Origin of the sequence: Christiangramia lutea (genome assembly GCF_022489035.1) — a bacterium.
Classification (GTDB): domain Bacteria; phylum Bacteroidota; class Bacteroidia; order Flavobacteriales; family Flavobacteriaceae; genus Christiangramia; species Christiangramia lutea.
This window is the reverse complement of the sequence record NZ_JAKVTV010000005.1, coordinates 232,867-254,006: the sequence shown is the minus strand read 5'-3', so window position 1 is coordinate 254,006 and position 21,140 is coordinate 232,867. Positions and strand designations below refer to the sequence as shown.

The 21,140-nt window shown below is 37.6% G+C and carries 24 protein-coding genes and 1 pseudogene; 15 read left to right on the top strand and 10 right to left on the bottom strand.

What is annotated here, in order from left to right; translation table 11 throughout:
• Positions 1–258 precede the first annotated feature (258 nt).
• The 3 genes from ML462_RS14560 (at position 259) to ML462_RS14550 (ending at position 2,843) form a co-directional block, all read left to right on the top strand.
• Entirely contained in the window at positions 259–1,650 is a 1,392-nt protein-coding gene (locus tag ML462_RS14560) for a hypothetical protein (protein ID WP_240714555.1), read from the top strand.
• A gap of 81 nt (positions 1,651–1,731) precedes the next feature.
• Positions 1,732–2,244 carry a VOC family protein gene (locus ML462_RS14555; protein ID WP_240714554.1) on the top strand — a complete coding sequence of 171 codons (513 nt, stop codon included), beginning with the start codon at positions 1,732–1,734 and terminating at the stop codon, positions 2,242–2,244.
• A gap of 68 nt (positions 2,245–2,312) precedes the next feature.
• On the top strand, positions 2,313–2,843 hold the full coding sequence (locus ML462_RS14550; protein ID WP_240714553.1) for a GNAT family N-acetyltransferase: 531 nt from the start codon (positions 2,313–2,315) through the stop codon (positions 2,841–2,843).
• A gap of 21 nt (positions 2,844–2,864) precedes the next feature.
• On the opposite strand, the gene ML462_RS14545 is transcribed toward ML462_RS14550, so the two are convergent.
• Together ML462_RS14545 and ML462_RS14540 are read right to left on the bottom strand one after the other, a co-directional pair.
• A complete protein-coding gene (locus ML462_RS14545; RefSeq protein ID WP_240714552.1) occupies positions 2,865–3,500 on the bottom strand; it encodes a thioredoxin family protein in 636 nt (211 codons plus the stop codon).
• A gap of 17 nt (positions 3,501–3,517) precedes the next feature.
• Positions 3,518–4,108 carry a TlpA disulfide reductase family protein gene (locus ML462_RS14540; RefSeq protein ID WP_240714551.1) on the bottom strand — a complete coding sequence of 197 codons (591 nt, stop codon included), beginning with the start codon at positions 4,106–4,108 and terminating at the stop codon, positions 3,518–3,520.
• A 346-nt stretch (positions 4,109–4,454) separates the two neighbouring features.
• Here ML462_RS14540 and ML462_RS14535 point away from each other — a divergent pair, with 346 nt between their 5' ends.
• Positions 4,455–4,826, top strand: a complete 372-nt coding sequence (locus ML462_RS14535; protein WP_240714550.1) for a glyoxalase superfamily protein — start codon at positions 4,455–4,457, stop codon at positions 4,824–4,826.
• A gap of 8 nt (positions 4,827–4,834) precedes the next feature.
• On the opposite strand, the gene ML462_RS14530 is transcribed toward ML462_RS14535, so the two are convergent.
• Complete coding sequence (locus ML462_RS14530) at positions 4,835–6,163, bottom strand: adenylate/guanylate cyclase domain-containing protein (RefSeq protein WP_240714549.1); 1,329 nt, start codon at positions 6,161–6,163, stop codon at positions 4,835–4,837.
• 164 nt (positions 6,164–6,327) lie between these two features.
• Here ML462_RS14530 and ML462_RS14525 point away from each other — a divergent pair, with 164 nt between their 5' ends.
• The 4 genes from ML462_RS14525 to ML462_RS14510 all read left to right on the top strand — a co-directional run bounded on the left by ML462_RS14525 (position 6,328) and on the right by ML462_RS14510 (position 9,578).
• Positions 6,328–7,314, top strand: coding sequence for a bestrophin family protein (locus tag ML462_RS14525; protein ID WP_240714548.1), 987 nt, complete (start codon positions 6,328–6,330; stop codon positions 7,312–7,314).
• A gap of 21 nt (positions 7,315–7,335) precedes the next feature.
• A complete protein-coding gene (locus tag ML462_RS14520; protein ID WP_240714547.1) occupies positions 7,336–8,277 on the top strand; it encodes a WD40 repeat domain-containing protein in 942 nt (313 codons plus the stop codon).
• Positions 8,278–8,369: 92 nt separating this feature from the next.
• Positions 8,370–8,879: a GNAT family N-acetyltransferase gene (locus ML462_RS14515; protein ID WP_240714546.1), complete on the top strand. Its 510-nt coding sequence runs from the start codon at positions 8,370–8,372 to the stop codon at positions 8,877–8,879.
• Positions 8,880–9,143: 264 nt separating this feature from the next.
• A complete protein-coding gene (locus ML462_RS14510; protein WP_240714545.1) occupies positions 9,144–9,578 on the top strand; it encodes a hypothetical protein in 435 nt (144 codons plus the stop codon).
• A 77-nt stretch (positions 9,579–9,655) separates the two neighbouring features.
• Here ML462_RS14510 and ML462_RS14505 read toward each other — a convergent pair whose 3' ends face one another.
• Positions 9,656–10,348, bottom strand: a complete 693-nt coding sequence (locus ML462_RS14505) for a hypothetical protein (protein WP_240714544.1) — start codon at positions 10,346–10,348, stop codon at positions 9,656–9,658.
• A gap of 378 nt (positions 10,349–10,726) precedes the next feature.
• Between ML462_RS14505 and ML462_RS14500 the strand changes: the two genes are divergently transcribed.
• The 5 genes from ML462_RS14500 (at position 10,727) to ML462_RS14480 (ending at position 14,466) form a co-directional block, all read left to right on the top strand.
• Entirely contained in the window at positions 10,727–11,170 is a 444-nt protein-coding gene (locus ML462_RS14500; RefSeq protein ID WP_240714543.1) for a VOC family protein, read from the top strand.
• 16 nt (positions 11,171–11,186) lie between these two features.
• Entirely contained in the window at positions 11,187–11,576 is a 390-nt protein-coding gene (locus ML462_RS14495) for a hypothetical protein (protein WP_240714542.1), read from the top strand.
• Between the two features lie 19 nt (positions 11,577–11,595).
• Entirely contained in the window at positions 11,596–12,435 is an 840-nt protein-coding gene (locus tag ML462_RS14490) for a restriction endonuclease (protein ID WP_240714541.1), read from the top strand.
• A complete protein-coding gene (locus tag ML462_RS14485; protein WP_240714540.1) occupies positions 12,432–13,799 on the top strand; it encodes an MBL fold metallo-hydrolase RNA specificity domain-containing protein in 1,368 nt (455 codons plus the stop codon). Before ML462_RS14490 ends, ML462_RS14485 begins: the two co-directional genes overlap by 4 nt.
• 79 nt (positions 13,800–13,878) lie before the next feature.
• Complete coding sequence (locus ML462_RS14480; RefSeq protein ID WP_240714539.1) at positions 13,879–14,466, top strand: hypothetical protein; 588 nt, start codon at positions 13,879–13,881, stop codon at positions 14,464–14,466.
• 32 nt (positions 14,467–14,498) lie between these two features.
• On the opposite strand, the gene ML462_RS14475 is transcribed toward ML462_RS14480, so the two are convergent.
• The 6 genes and pseudogenes from ML462_RS14475 to ML462_RS14455 all read right to left on the bottom strand — a co-directional run bounded on the left by ML462_RS14475 (position 14,499) and on the right by ML462_RS14455 (position 19,131).
• Positions 14,499–14,885 carry a DUF302 domain-containing protein gene (locus tag ML462_RS14475; RefSeq protein WP_240714538.1) on the bottom strand — a complete coding sequence of 129 codons (387 nt, stop codon included), beginning with the start codon at positions 14,883–14,885 and terminating at the stop codon, positions 14,499–14,501.
• Between the two features lie 495 nt (positions 14,886–15,380).
• Positions 15,381–15,668: an MBL fold metallo-hydrolase gene (locus ML462_RS14470; protein WP_240714537.1), complete on the bottom strand. Its 288-nt coding sequence runs from the start codon at positions 15,666–15,668 to the stop codon at positions 15,381–15,383.
• A gap of 224 nt (positions 15,669–15,892) precedes the next feature.
• Positions 15,893–16,594 carry a gluconate 2-dehydrogenase subunit 3 family protein gene (locus ML462_RS14465; protein ID WP_240714536.1) on the bottom strand — a complete coding sequence of 234 codons (702 nt, stop codon included), beginning with the start codon at positions 16,592–16,594 and terminating at the stop codon, positions 15,893–15,895.
• Between the two features lie 11 nt (positions 16,595–16,605).
• Complete coding sequence (locus ML462_RS14460; protein WP_240714535.1) at positions 16,606–18,348, bottom strand: GMC family oxidoreductase; 1,743 nt, start codon at positions 18,346–18,348, stop codon at positions 16,606–16,608.
• 307 nt (positions 18,349–18,655) lie between these two features.
• A pseudogene (locus tag ML462_RS16195) lies at positions 18,656–18,964 on the bottom strand (putative PEP-binding protein).
• A complete protein-coding gene (locus tag ML462_RS14455) occupies positions 18,919–19,131 on the bottom strand; it encodes a hypothetical protein (RefSeq protein WP_240714534.1) in 213 nt (70 codons plus the stop codon). Before ML462_RS14455 ends, ML462_RS16195 begins: the two are co-directional and overlap by 46 nt.
• Before the next feature lie 381 nt (positions 19,132–19,512).
• Here ML462_RS14455 and ML462_RS14450 point away from each other — a divergent pair, with 381 nt between their 5' ends.
• Both ML462_RS14450 and ML462_RS14445 read left to right on the top strand, forming a co-directional pair.
• Complete coding sequence (locus ML462_RS14450; RefSeq protein WP_240714533.1) at positions 19,513–20,088, top strand: phosphatase PAP2 family protein; 576 nt, start codon at positions 19,513–19,515, stop codon at positions 20,086–20,088.
• Between the two features lie 4 nt (positions 20,089–20,092).
• A complete protein-coding gene (locus tag ML462_RS14445; protein WP_240714532.1) occupies positions 20,093–20,821 on the top strand; it encodes a phosphatase PAP2 family protein in 729 nt (242 codons plus the stop codon).
• Positions 20,822–21,140 lie beyond the last annotated feature (319 nt).

The window sequence follows — 21,140 nt, the reverse complement described above, 5'->3', positions numbered from 1 at the left end:
CCTGATAACTTATTCTTTTCTAAATTGTTGATATCATTGATAATACCTGGAAATACTTTGTAATATAATTTTTGAAATAGGATCTGAGAGATTCAATTTTAAAGGTTAACTGTAATTCTTCGGTTTATTAATGCTCCCCCCTGTTTTCCCCCCGAAATTTTATTGAACAAGATTAAACGGTTCCCAACTGTATTCTACAATTAGGAATAACGGGTTTAAATTCTGTTCATTATTAATATGGGTGTAAAAAAATAATCTATGAAAACAGTTAAACTTTACCTGGTTCTTATTGCAGTTGTTGGAATAAGCTTCTCTTCCTGTAATAAAGATGAAAATGACCTGAGTGATAATGAAATTGCTGAAAATGTAGCTCAATTATCTTTAGGTCCGGTCCTGAATGGGATGATTAACAATTCCTCTACTAGGCAACAATTGGATGATATCCCCGATTGTTCTGATGAAGCTCCGGCTTATGCCCAGATTTCTCTCATCTATGGCGATGCTAATACGGCAGTAGATGTAGTAGTGGAAATTCTAAGTGATGAGAACGGACTTTTCACCGCTTATAATGAAGATCTGGAGATCACTATTTCACCTGGTTCAACTACAGTATCGGTTACTTTAAACGATTTTCTTATTTACAGCGACGATGAAGGTTCACCCGGAGAGGTGATTTGGGTTGCACCAAAATCGGGAAGCGAATTTGAAATTTTCGTAGATGAACCTCTTCCTAATTCCTGGGAGTTAAGAGCGGGATCAAAAACCTATATTGAAGTTCCTGTGATTTGTTTTGACGACAGACAGGTGAATATGTATGGATATCAGTTTTTCGATATTTTCCCCACTGAAATTTCAACACTATGCTTCTTTGCTAATTATTGCACAGATTCCGGCAGACATTATACAGCCAATTATAGTCTGGACCTGTACCTTGGAACTTCAGACGCAGGTGAGCCCTTATATTTAGATCAGACACCGGTAGTATCAAATAATGGAAGTTACTATGCAGATCCAGTCTGTCTTTCGGTTCCATCACCTCCCGAGGGAATCGGTATGGATGAACCATATTTATATTATGAAATAACTCTAACCGATTGGCCAGGAAATTATGGTTCTGCAGAAGATAATGTAGAATCTGGAACCCTAAGTTGGAATGATGTTCAAGCATTGCTGAACGACGATGGAACAACCACTGAATATCTGCATATATTTATTAATTGTGGTAAGGACGATGAAGAGGAAGGTGAGGATACTTATGTGGTTGTTACGGTAGATACTGAAAATATTAATGAAGACAATCTAAATACAACCGTATTCTTTACTGATAGCAGGAGTAATTCAACCTCCAACGTAAGCAGTCCTGAAAATCACATCGCCCTGGTAGATAAAAATAGAAAGATCTTCTGGAGTGGAAGAACGCTTGAAAATACGGGGGAAATTATAGAGATTGTGGAAATCTATCGTAAGGAAGAAGGCGGAGAATTCATCCTGGTAAGAACATATACAGATCCGGAGATGGAAGGCTTTGTTATAGGCGATATTCGCAGTGATTATGTAGAAGGCTTCGAATTTTACAACCTGATTTTAACCATTTACGGTGAAACTGAACGAACCTTTGTCATTGATCCTAAATTACAAATGAATAGATAAAAAGTTAAAATGACGATTTAAAAAAAGCCGCCCATCAGGGCGGTTTTTATTTATCCTTGAAAATTTTAAATCCAATTTGATATGTTACTAAAAATCACGATCAATCAAGAGAAATTTTTACTCATCTTATTCATGTTATTAGCCGCAAGTGGGATCGCTCAGGAAGACGATAATAAGAATGATAAGGACCCTGGAAAATTCCATCATACACTAACTTTGCAGCATACTACGATGGTAGTAAGCAACTTTGCCAGAAGCGAAGAGTTTTACAAGGGTATCCTAAAATTAAAGGATCTGAATGCAGATTGGTTACCTGAAAAACAAATGTTCTTATCCCTAGGAAATAATCTGGAACTACACGTTGGTGAAGTTCCCGGGGTTGAAATAAACCCTGGTAATTTTAATCATTTTGCATTATCTACCAAGGATCTTGATGGCTTTTTGAATTATCTTAAAGATAAAGGAATCGTTTATTCAAGCCTGGGCGGAAATAACAAATACAAAGTTCAAAAAAGACCGGATGGTGTTAGACAGACCTTCATTCAGGATCCTGACGGATATTGGATAGAAATTAACGATGCCAATAAATACTGAAAATTTTCTATATAAATTTACATCCAGTTATAAACCGAGGCTATCAGTATTAAAAATTAAGATCATTAATGCAAGTTACAATTAGAAAGGAACAGCAAAAAGATCACCAAGAAGTGTTCGACCTTATAAAAAAGGCTTTCGAAACTGAAAAGTATAGCGATCATATGGAACATTACCTGGTAGAAAGGTTGAGAAAATCTGCATCCTTTGTGCCTGAACTTTCCCTGGTTGCCGAAATAAGGAACAAAATTGTCGGACAAATTTTGTTAACCAGGGTGAAAATAAAAAATCGGGAACAGGAATTCCATTCCCTGGCTCTTGCCCCGGTTTCGGTACTTCCAGAATTTCAGGGAAAAGGAATTGGAAGTAAATTAATTGAATATGCCCACCAAAAGGCAAGGGATATTGGTTTTAGTTCGGTTTTGGTTCTGGGCCATGAAAAATACTATCCACAATTCGGTTATGAGCAGGCGGAAAAATATGGAATCAATTTTCCGTTCGAGGTTCCTAAAGAAAACTGCATGTGCATCGAATTAATTAATAACGGACTAAAAGGAATCTCGGGTACTGTAGAATACCCCAAAGAATTTCATCTATAGACATTTTTTAATTTCTCGACATCAAGCGGTTTTTATACTACAACCAATAGCTTTAGTAGAATTTATTTCAGGTTGTTTGCCGTTTTCCAAGGCCTCGATCGCTTTTTCTACGAACTTTTCAGAAACGCCATTTTCATCACGCGGACTGTCATCGATCGCACCATGATACCTTAGAATTCTATTAGAATCCAGAAGGTAAATTTCAGGAGTTTTGGTAGCTCCGTATTTAGGAAAAATCTCCTGACCTTCATCTAAAAGATATAAGAAAGGAAATCCCTTTTCCGAGGCATTCTTCTTCATGGCTTGAAAGCTGTCTCCTGGTTTGACTTCGGGATCATTAGGTTGAATAGCAATCACAGGATATCCCTTCGAAGCATAGGTATTATGAAGCTCAATTAAACGTTGCTCATTTGCCTGGGCATACGGGCAGGTATTACAGGTAAAAACTATAATATACCCTTTAGGTTTATTTCCATTCGCATCCCTGATATTATCAAAAGAATATTTCTTTCCATCAATATTCTTAAGGTTGAATTCAGGCGCTTTATCACCTATTTCAATGCCGTCCTTAAAATCAGACTTTTTCTCAAATAATTTTTGACTACCTGTAAATGAGAACAGGATAAATGCCATCGACAATAATATTATTTTTTTCATGATCAGGTAATTTTTAGTTATAAGAACGGTTCGAGAACCGCAATAATTTCTTCGGTATTTTCAAAAGAAGAACCAATTAATCTATTCTGTTTTCCATTGTAGATATATGTCGCCGGTATAGCGCCAGTCCACTCTGGGGAAACTTTATCTATCCATTTATTATAATTTCCATCCAGAAGAACTACCACCTTAGGCCTTAATTGATTTTTCTTTACAAATGGGATTAACTGACTCTCAATCTTATCAGGAAAGTCAAGACTTACCAGAATAACTTTTACCTCCCTGTTGTTAAATAAAGAATCCACCTCGTTGAAATAGGGCAACTCTTTTATACAAGGCTTGCACCAGGTTGCCCAGAAATTGATAATGTAGGTGGTATCGTTTTCCAAATTGAAGATAGGTTCAATATCTTCAAAATTTTTGTAAATATCTATCCCATTCATGGCAGACTGAGGCTTTGGCCAGGCCCCATTTTTATCCTCTCCTGGTGCTTCAACAATCATTTTGTCTTTGGAGGAACTGCCCTTCTCTTTACATCCATGAATAAAAATAAAAGACATAGCTGCAAGTGCCAGAATGTAACCTGAATATTTTATCTGATATTTCATCCCTATGAAAATACGGATTTTTTCAACTTAAATTCCGGAAAATCATATTTTAAAAAGAAAAGTTGAGAAAAAAGGATACATGATAAAACTAAAATTGAACAAACTCTCTAATTACTGATTATCAGTTTTTTACATATATTTACATTATAAAAATTGTTTTTTGATCGAATATCTACTCCAACAACTAAACTTACTGTTCAATTAAACCTTATTTACTTCTAGTATTTAATCTAAGGTAATAGTTGATAGGAGAAATTGGGATCCCCTTAGATATTATAAAGCAATTAACCATCCCTGTAAAACCTTCGTTTTTAATGGAGGGAACCAGGGACCTAATAACCTAGTTATGGCAGAATCAAATAATTTTTCGCATTCAGCAGCGATATTACCTGTAAGTGACCTTTCAAGATCAATCGAATTCTACACTCAAAAATTAGGTTTCGAAAAAACCTTCGAATGGGGCCAACCTCCATATTACGCTGTAGTAAAAAGAGGTGGTGTTGGTATACATCTTACAAAACGGGCCGATGCCATTATGCCTTCCAAATATCACAGGGCCCTTTATATCTTTGTGAAGGACGTGGATGATGTTTATAAGCAGTGCAAAAATGAGGGGGTGAAAATTGTGAATGATATCGAAGACAGGGACTATAAAATGAAAGATTTTGATATTGAAGACCCGGAAGGTTTTATTATCACATTCGGAAAAGGAGACTAAATTCTGTCTTATTTAGTATACTTTTTCATTTCATCGGTCACATAAACCAATACCTGTTTCCAGGCTTGTAAAAGGTCTGGCCTGCTCTGCTCACCCAATTCCTCTTCGATGGTTTCCATCATGGAACTTAAAACCACAGGATAATGATCCTTGGTAACCCCATAACGTGCGTGGCTTTTACCAAGAAACGCAAGTCCAGATTCTAAATGCTCTGGACGGCTCATGGAATAAACGATTCCACCAAGCATATGGGTCAATAACCTCCCCTGATCTTTCATATTCTTCCGGAAAAGTGCCCTGGCTTCAGGAGCCTTTTCGAATACTTTCTTGTAAAATTTATCTGCGAAACGTTCTTTGTTGGAAAAGATATAGTCTAAAGAATGCTGTAATTCAAGCTGAATATCCATTTTCTTAAATCCCTTTAATTCATATAAAGTGCTTTCATGTTCATGCCCTGCGAACTGGGTTTTATATTCATTGGTGATATGGAAAGTATCTGCAGGTACACTTTTATAAACGGCATGGGAGATCAGGATTCTCGACCCTACCTCTTTATTGAACGACTGAATACGGCTCGCGGTATTTATAGGATCTCCTACTACTGCGAGTTGTTTATGTTTCGGATGCCCCAAGTGTCCAATATAGGCCCGACCAAAGTTGATCCCAATTCCGGTTTTTATTTCCAGATCGAAATCTACAAGTTCCATATGATTAAGCTGTTCTATGGCGTAATACATTCCCAGGGCAGCTCTCGCCGCGTCCCGGCAATTCTTTTCCCGGGTTCCTCCTGAAATCCCAAATAATCCTACGATCTCATCTCCAATATACTGGTAAATCACTCCATTATTCAGCAATATGGGATCCCCAATAATAGTATAAAACCTGTTCAGAACATGGGCTATATCGAAGGTGTTATTTTCTACGGCCATTTTGGTAAAGTTGCGTATATCGCAAAAGAGGATCGCAATAGCACGTTCTTCAGCAACTCCATCGGGTACAGTTTCCAACTGAAGCTTATTGATCTCTGAACTTGTCCAAACCAGCCTTTCTATTTCTACATCTCCCTTGGTATAACATTGGCAGGCCAGCCTGATGGAAGGATCCCATCTTCTGAATTCTGCCATCTGTTGTTCTTTCAGGGTTCTGGGGGTAAGATTAGAAGCTCCCTCAAGAACCCTTATTCTACAGGTTGAGCATCTACCATTTCCTCCACATTCATGCAAATGAGGTATCTGGTTGCTGATAGAACAATCCAGCAAAGTTGAATTCTGGTCGTCATAAACGACCATCTGGCCTATACCGGAATAGGTAATAATGGGATTCCTAACAGCTGGCATCTACTGAATTTTATATATCCGAAATTTACAACTTTTTACTCAAAACACTGAATTACAGGTTTTTATAATTACTAATTTCACTAAATAATTTGAAGGTATTTAGACGATTTCGGGTCTTCTAATCACATAAATCCTTATTTTTATTTTTTGTCTTTTTGTTAATTATGTATGTAAAAAGGAATTATGGCTTCTGGATGACCTTAAACTGGTCTAAAAAGCCACTCTTAGTAGGTTTGCTTTATTCCGCGATCATTTGTGTGATTTATATTTTAATTGATGGATACATTTTAGTTCCCTGGCAGCCAATAAGTATTATAGGTATTGCGGTGGCCTTTTACCTTGGTTTTAAAAATAATAGTTCTTACGATCGAACCTGGGAAGCCAGGAAGATCTGGGGTAGTATAGTTAATAACAGTAGAAGTTTTGCAGCAGCAAGTATCTCATTCATTCAGGGTGATAACCAGGAAAGCATTAAAAAGGAAATGATCTACCGGCACATCGCCTGGATCACTGCCCTAAGACATCAATTAAGGTTAAGCCGCCCCTGGGAGCATCTGGATAAGAGGCTTGAAAAACTATATTCTGCAAAGGTATGCGAGGATTATAACGAAAAGCTCGATTCTGAACTCTCAAAATTTATTTCTGAAAATGAACTGGCTGAAGTTCAGGGTAAATCCAATACCGCAACACAAATTATGAAAAGGCAGGCCATACGCCTGCAGGAATTAAAGGATCTTGGATATTTTGATGATTTCAGGCATATGGAATTTCATCAACTTATAGTTAGTTTTTATGAAGACCAGGGAAAATCTGAAAGGATCAAGAATTTCCCCTTTCCCAGGCAGTATGCTTCCACTACCCTATGGCTAACCTTTGTATTTTGTGCATTCGTACCTTTCGGCTTACTGGATATTTTTCGAAATACAGATGATTGGAGATTCTGGATCTGCCCGATCATTTCAGCATTGATCATCTGGGTATTTTTCCTGATGGAAAAAATTGGGGATTATTCAGAAAATCCTTTTGAAGGTTCTTACAACGACGTACCCATAACCTCTATTGCCAGAGGTATAGAAATAGACTTGCGGGAAATGCTTAATGATGACGAAATTCCTCCTGCAATGGAAGCACAAAACGGCTTTTTACTTTAAACCTAATTTATTTCTCTATTCATGAAAAAGGCCATATATATCCTAATTCTTCTATTATTCCAGGGAAACCTTTCAGCTCAAACAGAAAAACCTCTAAAAACCTTTAGAGGACATTCGGAAACTATACTAGGAATAGATGAATCCCCTGATGGTAAATATCTTTTATCTGGTGATGATGCTTCCGCCTTCATTCTCCGTGATAAGAATAATGAAATCATCATTAATAAGGTAGCACACGAAAGAAGCGTGAATGATGTGGTTTTTTCACCTGATGGGAAAAATTTTTTAACGGCTGGAAGTGACCAGACCTTCAAGATCTGGAAACTTGACGGAACCCTGGTTAAAACAGTAAAGGCAGATGAAATTTACGTAAAAACAGTAGTATATTCTCATAATGGCAATTACATTTTAAGTGGTGGCGGAGATAATACCGCAAGATTGTGGACAGCAGAAGGAGATCTGGTAAGAGAATTTCCTGGTCATTCCTGTACGATTTACCAGGCTTCTTTTTCTCCAGATGATTCCAGTATTATCCTGGCTAGCTGCGACACCACCTTTTCCCTTTGGGAAATAGGAGGCACAAAAATTTTTCAGAAAAAACATCATAAAAGTGGGGTAAGTGCAGCCAGTTTTTCTCCTGACGGAAAAAAGATAATTACGGGGAGTTTTGATAGAACCATTGCCCTCTGGGATCTCAAGGCAAATTTGATCACTGCCTTCGAAGGTCATTCAGAAGATATTAATCAGGTAGAATTTTCAAAAGATGGGAAATTTATCCTTAGTGCAGGTGAAAACGGGTTAGCGAAACTTTGGAGTTTAAACGGAGTTTTGATTAAAACTTTTGGAACTAAAGGGATTACAGACTATACTGCCGCAACATTTTCAGAAGATGGGAAGCAAGTGATCCTGTCTAATAAGGATAATTCAATAGACATTTGGAAAATTTCGGAATCCTGTCTCTAAATATTCAAACTTTTAATACCGGCTACAATTTAGAAAATCCTTTATTGTAATAGACCTTATTGAGTAAAATTCAACTGAATTAAGTTACTGGTATGAAAATTAGGAAAGCACAACCCAACGAATTTGAACCTATTGGAAAACTACTTGTAGAAGTCTATTCCAGCCTCGAAGGTTTTCCTAATCAAAATGAACAACCAGATTATTACGAAATGCTGTTAAATATTGGTGAGATCACGAATAAACCGAATACGCAATTGCTAGTGGCGCTAAGTGACAAGGAGGAGGTTATGGGAGCGGTAGTTTATTTTAGCGATATGAGTTCCTATGGATCCGGTGGAACTGCAACTACCATGAAAAAAGCTTCAGGTTTCAGACTATTGGCGGTAGATCCTGAGTTTAGAGGACGCGGGGTTGGTAAGGGTCTTTCTATTGCTTGTATCAAGCAGGCAAGAAAGGATGGGAATAATGAAATAATAATACATTCCACAGAATTCATGAAGCTCGCCTGGAGCATGTATGAAAAGTTAGGCTTTAAAAGATCTCAAGATCTTGATTTTATACAGAAAGAACTGCCTGTCTATGGTTTCAGACTAAAACTTTAATTTTCTATTCGAATAATGATTTGCCTAAAACCCTCATCAATAAGAACACTGAATATCAAATATTTAATGAAATTGTCCTGAACTTTCATTTTTAATAAAAATGACTTAGTTAAGAATTAAACTGATATTAATCATGATTTTTTCCGATCTAAATTCATAACTTAAAGTTCTAGTTCACCCCTTACTGGCATACCCTATTTGCCGGATTATTTCCAGGTTCTCTAGCCTTATTATAGTTTTTCACTTAACCATAAATCTTACATCATGAAAACCAAAAGCTCTAACGCCTATGGATGGGAGTCTCCGGAGATCATTCATAAATACTCGGTTATCTGGCATTCCCGACTCAGTTTTATTTTAAAAGAACTCGAATTTCTAAAAACCCTTCTTAACAACAACATTTTTCCCATTGTTGAATCACATCTCGCAGATAAAGCTGAAGATTACTTAGAAGAGTTAGCTGAATTAAGAAAAGAAGTATCAAGTTTACTTCATAAGGTGACCATGCACAAAAATGGAGTTAAGATCTTGTTCCTAAAACAACCTCTTTACGAAAATGATTGGGATTACAAACACGAACACCGTAAGCTTCTTATAAAGATGCATGAATTCGATAGTAAATTTCAAATCTTAAAAAAGGAGATCTTCAGGCTTGTTAAGGATGCTATTAAGCATCAAAAACAAAAACGGATCGCCTGAAGAATATTGAAATCTTCTAAAAAAATAACGGCCTTCGAAATATTTCAAAGGCTGCTTATTTTATTAAATGCTTAATTTTAGCGAACTGCTTTCAATAGTGTAGCCATATAAATCCATTTTAGATCCCTGGTGTTTATACCATCATTCATTTTTTGCTGAAGATCTGGAGTCATTCCTCCGTCAAACTCCATGGAATTAAGATATTGAGTCCAGCTATCGAACATATTTACGGTTATATGAGTTGCATATACTTCACTTCCCTGTGGCATGAGAACTCTTAGAAGCTGCCAGTCTCCTTTTTCCCCTGCCTCTACGATACTTTGGTGATAAGGTTTGAAGGTATCAGATTCAGCGTTCTCATAATCTTCATATCTTCCTTCCTTCGCCTTCATTAGATCTATAGAGGCGATCATTCCGGGTTTCATATCATAATTCTCATTAGCCTGGTCTACGACCCTAAGATATAACCTAACAGCAAGGTCCCTTGAACTACCCGCAAGATTTACCCTGTTTTCAAGTTCTTCATCACTAAGGTCTGGATAGGCCATTTTTGCACTTTCCATGATACCAACTCCCGCATTCATCATTTTTACAGGATCATTGAAAACGGTAACCGTAAGATACTGATATCCCTGATCCTCCCCACCGGGAAGCAACTGCCAGAGATCCCAGCCAACTATATCGCCGCTGGCTACACGCTGTTCATGGATCTTCTCCCAAAAATCCTCTGTTTCAGTATAGAAAGCCTCCTGAGAGTTGTCAACCTTCATAAATTCAAAAGTTAAATATGTTTCTTGTGAAAACCCTACACTAGATAGCATTAACATTAAAATCAAACAAAGTACACGTCTCATAATATTCTTTTTTTAAACATCCTTATAAAGATAATTAAATAACCACAAAAATTTGATTATCAGGTTTTTAAAAGTTATTAAAATATTAGATACTAATTACTTATGAACCAGTTTTTTCTTTATTAACTCAAAAACGAATAGATTTTTTGTCAATATTTCTAAAGATTTATGGTTAAATTTAATTGTTCCCATATTCCATTTTAATGAGCTTAAAAGTTGTCTAATTTGTGAAAATTCGGTTTGAGATACCTTTAATTTTCCTACCTGTGCTTAATTATCAAAAAAAGTTTCATAATGGGAGCAAAAATCAATAATTACCTCATCTTCAACGGAAATTGCCGGGAGGCTTTTGAATATTACAAAAATGTCTTTGGTGAAGAATTTACAGAGGTGAGCACTTTCGCAGAAATGCCAGATCAGGAAGGTATCCCGCCGGTAAAAGATGATGAAAAAGACCTCATCATGCATATATCTCTCCGCATAGGTAAGGAGACAATTTTGATGGGTAGCGATACTAGCGGGGAATGGGCAAAAAGCTTTAAGCAGGGCAATAATTTTTCGATTTCAGTAAATACAGAAAATGAAAATGAAGCGAACCGGATCTTCCGTGAACTCTCTAAGGAAGGTAGCATCATGATGCCTATGGACAAAACTTTCTGGGGTTCCTATTTTGGGATGTTAACCGTTAAGTTTGGGATAAACTGGATGATAAGTTTCGCTGAAAACCCTGAGAATTGATTAAATCTTAAGAACAATGGAAACTGAGCAGCATAACCTAAGGATCTTTAAGATTCTTTATATCATTAAAGGGATTCTTACCCTTGCTTTTAGCATTCTTCCTCTACTTTATATTTTTTTAGGAATTTTTATTTTCCAAAAAGACGATTTAAGTCAGGAAGAAGCCCAGGTTGGAGGAACCATAATCATTTTTGCAGGAAGTATGATATTCCTGTTCCTTTTAGTATTGGGAATTTTGACGTTGCTCACTGCGAAATATATAGGCGAAAAAAGAAACTATGATTTTGTTTTTGTAATGTCCATTTTAAATTGTCTCACCGGGATACTGGGTATCATACTAGGAATTTTCACAATTCTTGAATTAAATAAAACCGAAGTTAAAAGGCTTTTCAATAAACCGGTTTGAGTTGAAATATTAATGTATCATGACAAATGCAGGGCCTGATATTATAAAAACTTCAGGAGAAAAGGTAAAGTTCTCATTCACCAAATTAAGACGATCCTTAAAGAAAAGTGGTGCCAGTGATGCGATCGTATCTGCAATTATAAATGAAATAAAGGATGAACTTTACCAGGGAATCTCAACCAAGGAGCTATATAACCGGGCTTACGCGATGCTAAAGGATTACAGAGGAGCCTATGCCTCACGTTATAGCTTAAAAAAAGCTATCTACGAATTAGGTCCATCCGGTTTTGCTTTTGAAAAATATGTAGCTGAAATACTTAGGATAAATGGTTATAAAATTACTCTAAACCCTATTCTCCAGGGAAAATGTGTTACTCACGAAATAGATATTATCGCTACCCGGGATTCTGGAAGACATCTTATAGAATGCAAATTTCATAGCGAGGAAGGCCGAAAATGTGATGTAAAGATCCCTTTATATATTAAATCCAGATTTGATGATATATACGCTTTTGAAAAAAGTCATGAACATGACAAGGGCTGGCTTGTGACAAATACTCAATTTACCCAGGATGCGCTGTCCTATGGAAAATGCGCCGGGCTTAAACTATTAAGCTGGAATTATCCTGAAGAAGGTAGTCTTAAGGAACTTATAGACAAGTCTATGATTTACCCGGTTACTTCCTCTACAATTCTATCATCATCTGAAAAGCAATTTCTCCTGGACCGGGGAATTATTTTAGGAAGTCAGTTATTAAACAAAGACTTTTTACTTGATCATTCCGGTATTTCAGAAGAGCGTAAGAAAAGAATCATATCAGAATTCAGAAATCTTTGCAATAAAGAACTAAATGCATGAGTAGCGGCTTAAAAATAAAATTTCTAGGTGCGGCCGGTTCGGTAACGGGTTCTAAATTTTACCTGGAGAATGAACAAATAAGGTTAATGATAGATTGCGGAATGTTCCAGGGGCTTAAAGAACTCAGGCTTCTGAACTGGCAGGATCTCGATATTGATGTTCCGAAAATCGATCTCGTATTAATCACTCACGCTCACCTGGATCATACAGGATATCTGCCAAAACTGGTTCAACAGGGCTTTAAGGGCAAAATTTACGGCACCTCCCCCAGCCTGGCCATTGCCAGTATTATTTTAAACGATACAGCCAAGATCCAGGAAGAAGATGCTGAACAGGCGAATAAGGAAGAATACAGCAAGCATCACCCGGCAAAACCCTTGTATACCATAAAAGATGTTGAAGAATGCCAAAAGTTATTCCAGTCGGTACATATGGGTGATTGGATCGAGATCGGCCAGGATGTAAAATTCAGGTATTTCAAGGCTGGACATATACTTGGTGCATGCTCAATCGAGCTGAATATTTCAGGTAAGACTCTTGTTTTTTCGGGAGACCTGGGCCGGAATGAAGATCTGCTAATGGAAGCTCCTAAAAAACCACGTTGGGCAGATTATTTATTTCTCGAAAGCACCTATGGGAACAGACTTCATCCTCAGGAAAATGTAGATAACTTACTTTCAGAATCGATCCTAGAAATTATAAATACCCACGGAATTTTACTTATCGCTTCCTTCGCTGTTGAAAGACTTCAATTATTGGCATATATTCTCTGGAAATTATTCAAGTCCAATCGCATTCCGGAAATCCCTGTATATATAGATAGTCCCATGGGCATTGATGCTACAGAAGTTTTCAGTAGATTTCCCGAATTCCATAAAATTCCCCAGCATGATTTTGAAGCTATGAAAAACAGGTTCGAACTGGTTTCATCTTATAAAAGAACCTGGGAGATCATTGATATGAACAAACCCCGAATCGTGATCGCCGGAAGCGGAATGCTTACCGGGGGCAGAATACTTACCTACCTGAAGTATTATATAGGAAATCCATCTACACATTTACTACTTACAGGCTATCAGGCTGAGGGTACCAGGGGAAGACAACTTGAGGAAGGAGCTTATGAAATTAAAATGAAAGGCAGGTATTTCCCGGTGAAGGCGAAAATTGTGAAATTAGAAAGCCTTTCAGCGCATGCAGATCAAAAAGAACTTCTCGATTGGTGCAGTGAAATAAAGAACATCCCTGAAAATGTGTTTTTAATACATGGAGAAAAACATGCCGCTGATGCCCTTAGAGTGAAGATCGAAACCAAATTCAACTGGAAGGTTAGTATCCCAGCACTAAACGATGAGTTCAGCCTTTAATGGTTGATAATCTCAAAATAATTATCTTTAAGCTAAAAGCTTTTTTAAAGGAATTTCAAAAACTAAATCAAACCTAAATATGAGGACTTTAATCATTTTGACCGTCTTTCTTCTGAATTTTTCGATCCATGCTCAATCCAATTCGCTTGCTGAAGAGATACAGATAAAAACCGCAGTTCAGGCTGCTCCTGCTGAAGATCGCGACGGAGCCATGGTATATGGATATAATGATGCAGGCGAGGTGGTACTGCTAAGAAAAGGCACTAATAATAAAGTGTGTATTGCAGATGATCCAAATTTCGATGGCATACAGGTTGCCTGCTATTCAATAAAACTGGAGCCATTTATGGCCCGGGGGCGTGAACTTAAAGCAGAAGGAAAATCTGAAATAGAAAAAAGGGAGATCAGAAAAAAAGAAGTTGAATCTGGCAAATTAAAAATGCCCGATTCCCCCAGTACTTTATATGTACTTTCAGGATCTGAAGAAGATTATAATAAGGAAACGGGTGAGCTTAAAAATGGGAAATTCAGGTATGCGGTTTATATGCCTTATGCCACTACAGAATCTACAGGTTTACCAGCTAAACCCGAAGCACCGGGAATGCCGTGGCTAATGGATCCTGGAACTCACAGAGCCCATATTATGATAAGTCCGGTTTCCAACTAAAATGAACAGGATGGCATTTTTTGCCATCCTTGTTAAACATTTTCAACTACTCTAAGAAGTCTTTTGGCTATTTCCATTGCCACATCATTCAGCTCATTATTCTCTACTGCCTGCATGGATGCGACCGGGTTAACTGCGGCAACTTCAACTTCACCATTATCTTTCTGCTGAAGGATTACGTTACATGGAAGCATTGTACCAATTTTATCTTCATTGCTAATCGCCTTATGTGCATAGGGTGCATTGCAAGCTCCCAGGATATGATATCTTCTAAAATCCACATCCAGCTTCTTTTTAAAGGTTTCATTTACGTTGATCTCGGTTAATACGCCAAAACCCTCCTTTTCCAATTCCTTTCTCACCCTGTCCATTATCTTATCAAAATCACCTTTGATCGTTCTGTTAAAATAATATTTCATTATATAGATTTTAATTTTTTCTAAGCTAAGCAATCTGTCCATCCCGGAAAGCAACCCCAGTTACAAAAACAACTTAATTTACTGATATTAAATGTTTTAAAATCTGTTTTTCATCATGTTTTTTGGGTTTAACATAGATTAACCTCAAAGGAAATTTGAAAATAACTGAAGTATAACTCTAGAAGATTTAAGCCATTTAACTAGTTAATTCTCCCAAAAAAAAGATTCCTGGATGAGTTCTGGTCTTGCAAAAACTTTCAACATGGATGACCTTTTTGAAGGTGATTTCTTTAAAACCAGGAACAACATTTCCTAGGAAATGTGAAAGAACGCAAAAAGGCATGATATTTTTTTAAAGAGAGTATTTTAAGTGCCTTACCAGTATTCTTCCGGTAAGTTCGGCTACTATTTGCTGAGCCAGGTCTGGCCTGCCCACATCCCCCATATACAGGGTGTCAACGGCAACAAACCCATACTCCTTGTCATTTTTTTCAATCAGGCGATAAATAGTACTTTTCCATGGTGTGCCATGGTTGCTTCATATATAGGCTTAGCCAACGGTCCAAAAACGATCTCTGCTCCAGCTTCATTCTTCAGGTCCAGGTGTCCGCTAACAAAATCGGCATGAAAATGTGTTTCAAAAACATACTTGGTCCTTGCAACATCTTTTACTGCTCTGTCCACGTACAATTGTACTTCCCTTAGTATGTCAAAGTCTGCTACCTCGTCGTTAATTTCGACGTAATAAGCGGTATAAACAACGAATCCGGAGTATATATTCAACTTTCATAATTCACGTAATTTTAAATTAATGATTGTGCATATTTAATTTATCTACGTAGTTCTTATGCTAGAAAGTTAGAGCTTAACCGAAGCCAAAGCACTGACCTTTTTCTTGGTTAAGCAGCCCCATTTTATTAAAATTACCACAGGGACTGTTAGACAAAAAAACTCAGGACCCAATTATTTGAGCCCTGATAGTAATAAAGATTTTGAATTTTAAAGGATTAAACCTCATAATTAGACCAGTCTGCGATATCATTTCGTTCTTCAGGTTTAATAGACCTTTTCAGTGTTTTTTCGTCATATTCCATCCCGTGTTTCTTAAGTACATCCTCTGGCACTCCATCCCATACGTTGGGCCGGTTACCCATATACCCAAGATATTCGATCCCTTCCTTACTGGTAAAATAGCCGGTAGTCACAAGGTTCCTTATACGGCTGAAGAAATTAGCGCCCTGAGACAATTCGGGTTTAACTTCCTCGGGATAGGCGATGTCTTCTACAATTTCAATTTGTTCCTCTTTAGAACAGTCTATAAATTCCTTTTCATACCTTTTATAGGTCTCATGACTTAGCCATTTTAAACCTCCTCGCATCGGTGTTTTATGCTCCGGAATGTCTTTAGTGATAAATTCAATAAAGTCGGTGACTCCGGTTTCAGATGCTGGCGGATATTCTCCATCCCCAGGAATAATAATATCGGCAAGAACAGCAATCGTTGCGATCTCAGCTTCGGTGTAGAACTTATCATCCATCAGTTTTTCATCATGGGCGGCCTCTTCAGGAGTCCTTCCATAATCAAACTCTCTTTCCTTAATATCGGTGATCTGGCTTACATCTGTAGTATCATCCAGTCTGCAACTCAGCAATAAGCTGGAACCTGCTCCACCAATTAATAGCGTTTTTAGTGATTCTCTTCTATCCATGATTGCTTATTTTAAACATTACCTTTCTTTAATTCTTCCGCCAGGTAATCTGAAGCTCTCCAGGCCAAGGCCAGGATGGTCCAGGTAGGGTTTTTATCTGCCTGGGAAACGAATCCTCCCCCGTCCATCACGAATAGGTTAGGAACATCATGCGCCTGATTATATTCATTAAGTACCGAAGTTTTAGGGTCGCTCCCCATCCTGGTAGTTCCAACTTCATGAATAATCCTTCCAGGATTTTCAAGTCCGTAATTAGATTCTTTACCAGGTTTTTGCCCGAGAGCGATTCCGCCCATACCACTAATGATCTCTTCGAACGTATCCTGCATATGCGCTGCCTGTTTCACTTCTTCATCACTCCACTTGTAATGGAATTTTAAAACAGGTATTCCATATTTATCTACTTTGTTATTATCGATCTCACAACGATTTTCAGCACGCGGGATACTCTCTCCACGACCAGATAATCCTAAGGTAGATCCATAGAACCGCTTCACATCTTCCATGAGACCTACACCATAACCACCTGCTTTTTTGGTTTCACCGTTAAGGCCAGGCACCATTCCGTTAAGACTTTCCATATTGAAGCCGAATCCATATGAAGGCATTCCCATACCTCCCCAGTATTCAATATGATAACCTCGGGTAAAACCTAAATCTTTTCTGTCATTTAACCACCACGGAGTATACAGGTGCATTCCTCCTACTCCGTCCTCGTTATACCGCTTTCTATCCATAAGAGAAGGAATGAAAGCCATTCGGGAAGATCCCGTAGAATCGTGAAGATATTTTCCAACCACCTCGCTGGAGTTCGCCAGTCCGTTCGGATGTACGGAGGATTTTGAATTCAATAATATTCTTGCCGAGCTACAGGCGCTTGCAGCCAGGATGACCACTTTTGCCTTTACCCTATAGTCTTTGGAATCTGTTTTATCTATGTAATGAACTCCCGTAGCCTTACCGTTACCATCAGTGATAACTTCCCGTACCATGGCATTCACAAACATGTCTACGTTCCCGGTTTCACGTGCTGGCTTTACCAAAACCGATGAGGATGAAAAATCTCCATATACTGTACACGACCTGGCACATTGATTACAGTAAAAGCAGGCCTGACGTTTTTTATTAACTCGTTTTGTCAGGATTGATAGCCTTGAAGGAATCATGGGAACTCCTACCTTCTCTGCTCCCTTTTTAAAGTAAAGTTCGTGTAGCCTGGGTTTTGGAGGAGGTAAAAAATATCCATCCGGCTCATTTGGCATGTTTTCTTTGGTTCCAAAAACTCCAATTAATTTATCAACTTTATCATAGTATGGCTTAACATCGTCATATCCAATAGGCCAGTTATCTCCTTTGCCATCGAAATCCTTTCTTTTAAAGTCCAGCGGACCAAACCTAAGGGAAATTCTTCCCCAGTGATTCGTTCTTCCACCTACCATTCTGGACCTGAACCAGTCGAATTCAGTTCCTCTTTCTTTTGTATAGGGTTCTCCGTCTATATTCCAACCACCATAGGCCATATCAAAATCTCCAAAAGCACGCTGAGTACCGGCACCTCTTCTTGGGGACTCGTAGGGCCACCGTAATTGCGTTCGCTGTTCGGAATTTGCTGGATCAAAATCGGGGCCTGCCTCTAGCAAGGCGATCTTAAAACCTTTTTCTGAAAGTATTTTTGCGGCCATTCCCCCGCCTGCTCCTGAACCTACAATGCACACATCATAGGTAGTAGGTTGTTCAATTATTTGAAAGGACATAAATTATATTTTCTTAAAATCGATTTTTCTGAGATAAAGACTCTTATTCGAATTCTGAATTCAATTAGCACAACTACCAAAAGTCTCAATAATTTAGCACAAATTAACATTTTAAATTAAAAGAAAGATAAAAAAAAGCGAAAAGTCTTAGTTCTTATAATATTTTTTAATCAATCGATCCTTAATTAAAAAACTGAAGAAAAATTACCAGTTGCGGTTTATAGTTTTGATTTTCAATTATTGATTAAAATACTCGAACTTTTGCCTTAATCGGGGCCTGCGCCGATGCGAACCTTTCGAAGGGCACTCAGGAAGGTAAACAACTTACGTAATTCATTCCGGCACGGTAACAAAACCCTATAGAGGAAGTTTCACCACCATGTTCCCCGCAAATCCCGATTTTCATGTTCTAATTCATACTTTTTCCATTTTCAATTCCCGAATTCACTATTTGCCCAACCTCTTCGTGGTCTCATTTTTCGAATAAATCATCCTGTAAGAGACCTTTTTCATAATATACTGGGAGAAATTTTCTAGCATCATCTCTTGAAAAACCATATACCATCTGCGTTAAGTCATCTGTTCCAAAAGAAAAGAATTCAGCATGTTGCGCAATTTGATCTGTCTCTTCAACCGCAGGGGGAAATCTCGATCATCGTACCAAACAAAAAGATCTACAGTATCATTTCTTTCTGAAAATACCTTCTGAGCCGTATCCATGATGATCTTTTCCTGAAGGATAAACTTTTTAAATGACCCTATTAGCGTCCCTGTTAAAGCCAACTTTGGTGGCCAAGTTACACCCCATATTTCCGGATGCCATCGGATGTACTTGATTTGTTGAAGTTAATCGTGCATTTTAGGTATTAAATTGTCCTGTTTCCATGGCTTCAGAATTTTAAAAATGAAGGGTAATTACTTTTTTGAAATGAGATAAGAAAAAAGCAGAGCTGCTAGGAATAATGTAATTTATAACCTGATTTCAGAATCGAGAATGGTTTAAAGGAACTCATGATTGAAAAAATATTAATAAAATAATAAGAATAAAGGCTGCAAGGATATTTAGATTTGTTTAGGTAAACATCACAAGACCAGTAACTCAAAGTTCTTCATTAAATTTTGAAGTAAGAATCCTATTTAAAACGTTTAAAATTCAGCCTCAGATTGAAAAGTTATAAATCTTCAACACTTCCGTTATTTATCGTTTTCTGCCTGCTGTTCTTCCAGTTGGCAGCTGCCCAGGATACCAGCGAAACCCAGCCAGAGGTTGGAACCACTCAAAAGATTGGAGATGTGATCCTTATTGCCCTTCCAGCCGCAACCCTGGGTACAAGTTTTATAATTGGTGATAATAAGGGCGCATGGCAATTTACAAAAGGACTTCTATTAACCGAAGCCGTAACCTTCGGGTTGAAATTAGGGATCAACAAACCACGTCCGGACGAGAGTAATGAAAATTCATTCCCTTCAGGCCATACTTCAACGGTCTTTCATAGTGCAGGATATGTGCATAAAAGATATGGCTTCAACTACAGTATTCCCGCATACGTCCTCGCAGGATTTACAGCTGCCAGCAGAATAGATTCCAAAAAACATGATATCCTGGATGTTCTGGCAGGTGCTGCCATTGGTTTGGGAAGCAATCTTATCTTTACTTCGGAATATCAGCAAAAGCATATGCAACTAACCTTTAGTAGTGGTGATGGTAATTATTTAATAGGTTATTCCTTCAAATTTTAAATTTATGAGGAAGACTTTAATTGAATTTATCTCAAGAATAAAAAAAGTACTTGTTCAGACCTATAAGGATTACGACCATAAACTGCCGTATATCATAATTATGATCATCGCCCTGTTCGTCGTGGTGGGAAGCATAAATTTATTCATTGAACTTACCGATAGTTTAAAGACTGAAGCGATTGCAGACTTCGATGAAACCGTCACTAAGGAAATAATTTCATATCGCAATCCAGGCCTCACTAAATTCTTCATTTTTATGACTGAAGTTGGTGACCTCTACGGATATCTGGTGGTGGTCTCGATCTATTTTCTAATTTCCAGATTGATCTTTAAAAGATGGAAATTCGTTTTACAAACCACCTTGGTTTTGATACTTGCAGTTTCCTCTAATATGATGCTTAAACGCTTTATCGATAGAGCAAGGCCCGGGATCGAACATATGGTGTCGGTTGAAACTTTAAGTTATCCCAGCGGTCATGCCATGAGCGCCATGGCGTTTTACGGTTTCCTCATCTATCTATGTACGAAATTCAGAATGAACAAGATTCTAAAAGTAAGCCTAATTGTCTTGCTTTCGTTTATAATTCTGAGTATTGGAATTAGCCGGATATACCTGGGGGTTCATTTTCCAACCGATATAGCCGGAGGTTTTATTGCCGGATTGATCTGGGTTGTTTTTTGTATCCTCATTCTTAACCTGATTGAAATATTCAGAGGGGATCCTGAAATCTGATATAAAGGAAAATATTTTCAAGAAGGCAAATCAAGCTAACCATTTCTGTTATTGGTCTTAAATTTTTCAGCCACATTAACCATTTCTAAATTTCAATGACTGTTTTACCGTTACCAACATCACCTCCAACCTGTTTGTTCAAAAGTATCATGGGATTGAATGGAAAAACAATCTCCGTGTTCCGTAAGGTATTTTTTTCCACAGGATACGTACAAAAGAAGGTCCTTTAATAGCTTAAGATTAGATGCTGTTTAGGGTGTTATTATTTCATTTAGCTTATTTTAAATGAAAAAGGATAAATTTCAACCTTATATACTTT